This window comes from uncultured Campylobacter sp. (assembly GCF_938018145.1).
Classification (GTDB): Bacteria; Campylobacterota; Campylobacteria; order Campylobacterales; family Campylobacteraceae; genus Campylobacter_A.
Genome location: NZ_CALIII010000397.1, coordinates 1 through 4598 on the forward strand (window position 1 = coordinate 1; position 4598 = coordinate 4598).

The following is a 4598-nucleotide window of genomic DNA, read 5'->3' on the forward strand; positions in this document are numbered from 1 at the left end:
ACAAAACGCTAAAAGACGAAAAAATCGGGCTTGAGGCCTTGGCAGCGGAGTTTAACGACGAAGTGCCTGTCGCGATAAGATCGCTATTTGCAAAAGCCGCCGTGCATAACGAAATCGCCGCAAAAAGCGATATAGAAGCTAAAATTTTAGCTTGGATCGAGCGATGATCATCATCCCCGCAAGGCTAGCTTCGACGCGAATGCCTAATAAAATTTTACGCGAAATAAACGGCGTGCCGATGTTCGTCGCTACGGCGCGCAGGGTGAGCGCGGCTGACGAGGTCGCCATCGCCGCAGACGACGAGGGCGTGGCGCAAATCGCGCAAAAATTCGGCTTTAAAGCCGTGATGACGAGCCAGGCGCATCAAAGCGGAACCGACCGCATCAACGAAGCTGCGGGAATACTCGGCGTCAAAGATAGCGAAATCATCATAAACGTGCAGGCCGATGAGCCCTTTATCGAGCCTGAAAATATCGTCAAATTTAGAGAATTTTGCGAGAAAAACGCGGAAAGAGCATTTATGTTTTCGTGTTTTAAATTTGTCGGCAGCGAGCTAGCGGACGATAAAAACCTGGTCAAGGTCGTGACCGACGACGCGGGCTACGCGCTTTATTTCTCGCGTTCGCGTATCCCGTTTGACCGCGCTGCGTTTGATGCGTACAAGGCGCATCTGGGCATCTACGGCTATAGCGCGGCAAATTTAAAAAGATTTTGCTCATTTGCGCCGTCGACTCTCGAAAATACCGAAAAGCTCGAGCAACTGCGCGCTCTATCAAACGGCGAAAAAATCCTCATGCTCGAAGTGCAAAGCGACAGCATCGGTATCGACTGCGAGGAGGATCTGCAAAGGGCGCGAGCGAAATTTGGCATTGAGTTAGATTAACGCTGTGAGACCCGAAATTTGGTAAATTTGCCCAAAGGAAAAATGCATGACGAATGAGAAATTTACCGAACAGATCACGACTTTGGCGAAATTTTTGCAAACCTACTGCACCGACAAACATACGCTAGAGCCAAAGCGCGAGATAAATTTGGAGCTAATCTATAAGGGCGAAAATTTAAATAATAGTGTCCGGGCGCAGCTTTGCGCCGAGTGCGAGCAGCTCTTTTTATATGCTCACGAGCGGCTTTTGGGCTGTTTGCACGACATCAAACCGAGCTGCCGCAAGTGCCCGCATCCATGCTACGAAAAGCCTAGATGGACGCAGATGGCAAAGATAATGAGATATAGCGGCGTGAAGCTCGGACTTGTAAAACTTAAAAGGATATTTACCTTTTCAAAAACGGCGGAGTAGGGTCCGCAAAGCAGCATGTTTGAGGTCAAATTTGATAAATGATTTGACTGCAAAGTTTATAATTTGGTCCGATAGGCGGTGCAAATTTAGCAAAATTATAAGCGCTTAACGGGTTTTCAATTAAGGTGTAGGGTTTTTTTGGGGGGGGGATTAGGTGGTTACCCTGAAAGGATTCGAACCTCTGTTAGCTGATCCAGAGTCAGCAGTTCTACCACTAAACTACAGGGTAACGATAGGCGAAATTATAGCGAGCGAAATTTAAATCAGCTTTAATTATCTCAAATTTTGAGGATAAAACCGCAAAAATCGCCACGCAAATTTCACAGCCCGAATTTTTCAAGATGTGCTAAAAACTTTTCGGGCGGATAAAATCCGATGAGGCGCGCGTTTTTTAGCTCATCTTGCGCGTCGCTGTTGGCACGGAAAAATAGGATCGCCGGCGGTCCGATGAGTCCGAATTTTTTCATTATCTGTGCGTCGTCACTGCTATTTTTCGTCACATCCACTCGCAAAAGAGTGAAATTTTCTAGCTTTTTTAGCACGGCTTCGTCTTTAAAAGTGATCTCGTCAAGCTCGTTGCAGCTAGCGCACCAAGTCGCATAAAAATCGATAAGCACGGGTTTAGACGAGCTTTTTACCGCATTTTCTAGGTCTATCAAATTTGACACGCTGATAAAATTTGGCTCATTTTTACTCAAATTTACGCCTGCGCTGCCTGCATTTTTAAAGCCTTCGAGCGGATTTAGCGCTGATTTCGCGCCTGAAAATGAGCCCACGATCAGCAAGACAGAGTAGATAAAGGCTAGCAGCGCCGTGCCTTTTAGCAGTTTTTTGCCGTTGCCGTACTCGTCCTTTGTCGCATCAAAAGCTCCGAAAAATACGCTCGCAAACACGCCGATGACGCCGTAAAGCAGCAGCTCCGCCATAGCGCCCAGCACGCGCGCGCTCAGCCAAACCGCCATTATCAGCATGATAAAGCCAAAAAGCGTCTTGATTTTATCCATCCACGCGCCCGGTCGTGGCAAAATTTTACCCGAGCTCGCCCCAATCAGCAGTAGCGGCACACCCATACCAAGCCCCATTGTAAAGAGCGCAAGCCCGCCAAATAGCGCGTTTCCGCTCTGCGCGATATAAAGCAGCGCGCCCGCAAGCGGTGCGGCGACGCAGGGGCTAGCGATGAGCGCGGATAAAAATCCCATCGCAAAAACGCCGATTATGCCGCCTTTGCTTTGGGCTTTTTTGCTAAGCGCGTTTTGCATGGCAAGGGGCATCTGAAGCTCGTAAAGTCCGAACATCGAAAGCGCGAGCGCGACGAAAACGAGGCTAAAGCCGATCAGTACGGCCGGGGTTTGCAGCGCGCTTTGTACGCCCGAGCCAAAAACGCTAGCTGCCACGCCCGCGACCGCGTAGGCGCACGCCATCGCAAAAACGTAGATAAGAGAGAGGAAAAAGCCGCTCGTGGCGCGCGAGTTTTTGCTCTTTTTAGCGTGCTGGTTGTCGCTGTCAAATTCGTGCGAGTTTGTGTCTGGCGCGCTTAAATTTACGGCGCCGTTTTTGCCGCCGCTAGCTTGCTTTGAGACGATGATTGACGATAAGATCGGTATCATCGGAAATATGCAAGGCGTGAGCGATAGTAGCAGCCCATAGCCAAAAAACGTGGCGAGCGAGAGGAGGAAATTTGCGCTGCTAAGGCTTGCGGCGATGGAGTCTTGCTCAGAAAGCGGCGCTTGCGAGCCGGCAAATTCAGGCTCGGCTGCTTCTATGATCTGCGCGACAGAGTAGCTGCTAAGCCCCTTTTTGACGCCAAATTTGAGTATTTGCGGTTGGTAGCAGATGCCGTCTTTGGCGCAGCCTTGGTATTCGAGCTTTAGAGTGAAATTTTCGCCGCCGCTAAGCCCTTTTAGCAAATTTATCGGTACGAAAAGGCTAAATTTATCCGTATAAACCTCGCGTTCGTCGTAAATTTCGCCTTTTGGGAAGTTTAGATGCGAGTTTAAAATTTTATCGCCTAGGCTCGCTGCTAGGCTGTCTTTGTAGACGTGGATATTTGGCGCGGGGGCAAATCTAAACTCGACGTTTTGCTCGTCGGCGTGTGCGGTGAGACCGAAGGCTTCTTTGACCGAAAGCGGTTCGGCAAACATAGCGCAGCAAGTCAGAATCGCCGCAAAAATCATCCTAAAAATCATAATATTCCTTGAAATTTTTGTCGTATTTTACACAAGCTCCCATAAAGTCAGCGTTAAATGTTAAATTAAGAGGCGTATTTTAGCTAAATTTTAATTATTTGATAGTAACATTTTAAAAATACCCAAAGGAGGTTTAGAGTGAGTAAAAACGGCACGGATAGCGTGAAATTCGACTACGAGCACGAGCTACGAAAGCTGCAAATCGAGCTTTTAAAATTTCAAAATCACGTAAAAGAGCAGGGTCTGCGCGTACTCATCATCATCGAGGGGCGCGACGCGGCGGGCAAGGGCGGCTCGATAAAGCGCCTAACCGAACACCTAAATCCGCGCGGATGCCGTATAGTAGCGCTTGAAAAGCCAAGCGACGTCGAGCGCTCGCAGTGGTATTTTCAGCGTTACGTTGCGCATTTGCCAAGTGCGGGCGAGATCGTGATCTTTGACCGCTCGTGGTACAACCGCGCTGGCGTCGAGCCCGTTATGGGCTTTTGCACGCAGGAGGAGCACAAGGAGTTTTTGCGCGAGGTGCCTAAATTTGAGGAGATGATCAAAAACTCGGGCATAATTTTCTTTAAATTTTACCTCTCGGTTTCAAAAGAGGAGCAAAAAAAGCGCTTTAAAGAGCGCCTCACCGACCCGCTAAAGCAGTTTAAAATCTCTCCTGTAGATGAGAAAAGCCAGGAGCTCTGGGATCAGTACACCATCGCCAAATACTCGATGCTGCTAGCCTCAAACACGCCGTTTTGCCCGTGGACGATCATCGTCTCAGACAGTAAAAAGCAGGCTCGCATCAACCTTTTTAGGCACATCCTAGCAAACGTCGAATACCCGAAAAAAATAGACGCCAAAAACTTCGAGTGCGACGAAGGTATCGTAAGGAGCGGCGAGGAGGAGATCCGCCAGATGGAGGCAAATCTCAAAAACGAAAAGCTATCCAAGATGAACGGGTAAGGCAAGTTTGGGTCAAATTTGACGTGCGGCGCGGGAAAATAGTCTCGCAAGAATTTGTCTAAAATAAGTCAAATTTGACTCGGCCGTTAAATTTATACGCAGGCGGCCAAACCCGCGCCTTTTTGATGCGAACGGCGGTAAAATCGGCGCTTGCCTGCTTTACGGAAAT

4 protein-coding genes and 1 tRNA gene are annotated in these 4598 nt (G+C 48.7%); 3 read left to right on the forward strand and 2 right to left on the reverse strand.

The features are described from left to right. The first annotated feature begins 163 nt into the window (after positions 1–163). Both kdsB and Q0338_RS09160 read left to right on the forward strand, forming a co-directional pair. Positions 164–883, forward strand: a complete 720-nt coding sequence (gene kdsB, locus Q0338_RS09155; protein ID WP_298086484.1) for a 3-deoxy-manno-octulosonate cytidylyltransferase — start codon at positions 164–166, stop codon at positions 881–883. A gap of 46 nt (positions 884–929) precedes the next feature. Further along, a complete protein-coding gene (locus tag Q0338_RS09160; protein WP_298086485.1) occupies positions 930–1295 on the forward strand; it encodes a nitrous oxide-stimulated promoter family protein in 366 nt (121 codons plus the stop codon). A 155-nt stretch (positions 1296–1450) separates the two neighbouring features. Here the strand turns inward: Q0338_RS09160 and Q0338_RS09165 are convergent. Beyond that, a tRNA-Gln gene (locus Q0338_RS09165) sits at positions 1451–1524 on the reverse strand. Between the two features lie 91 nt (positions 1525–1615). Further along, entirely contained in the window at positions 1616–3481 is a 1866-nt protein-coding gene (gene dsbD / locus Q0338_RS09170) for a protein-disulfide reductase DsbD (protein WP_298086486.1), read from the reverse strand. Positions 3482–3619: 138 nt separating this feature from the next. On the opposite strand from dsbD, the gene ppk2 reads away from it, so the two are divergent. Then, complete coding sequence (gene ppk2, locus Q0338_RS09175) at positions 3620–4429, forward strand: polyphosphate kinase 2 (protein ID WP_298086487.1); 810 nt, start codon at positions 3620–3622, stop codon at positions 4427–4429. Positions 4430–4598 lie beyond the last annotated feature (169 nt).

What these genes read in the sequence shown, in the direction of transcription:
- kdsB (WP_298086484.1), top strand. Translation starts at nt 164, where the DNA reads ATGATCATCATCCCCGCAAGGCTAGCTTCGACGCGAATGCCTAATAAA.
- Q0338_RS09160 (WP_298086485.1), top strand. Translation starts at nt 930, where the DNA reads ATGACGAATGAGAAATTTACCGAACAGATCACGACTTTGGCGAAATTT.
- dsbD (WP_298086486.1), bottom strand. Translation starts at nt 3,481, where the DNA reads ATGATTTTTAGGATGATTTTTGCGGCGATTCTGACTTGCTGCGCTATG.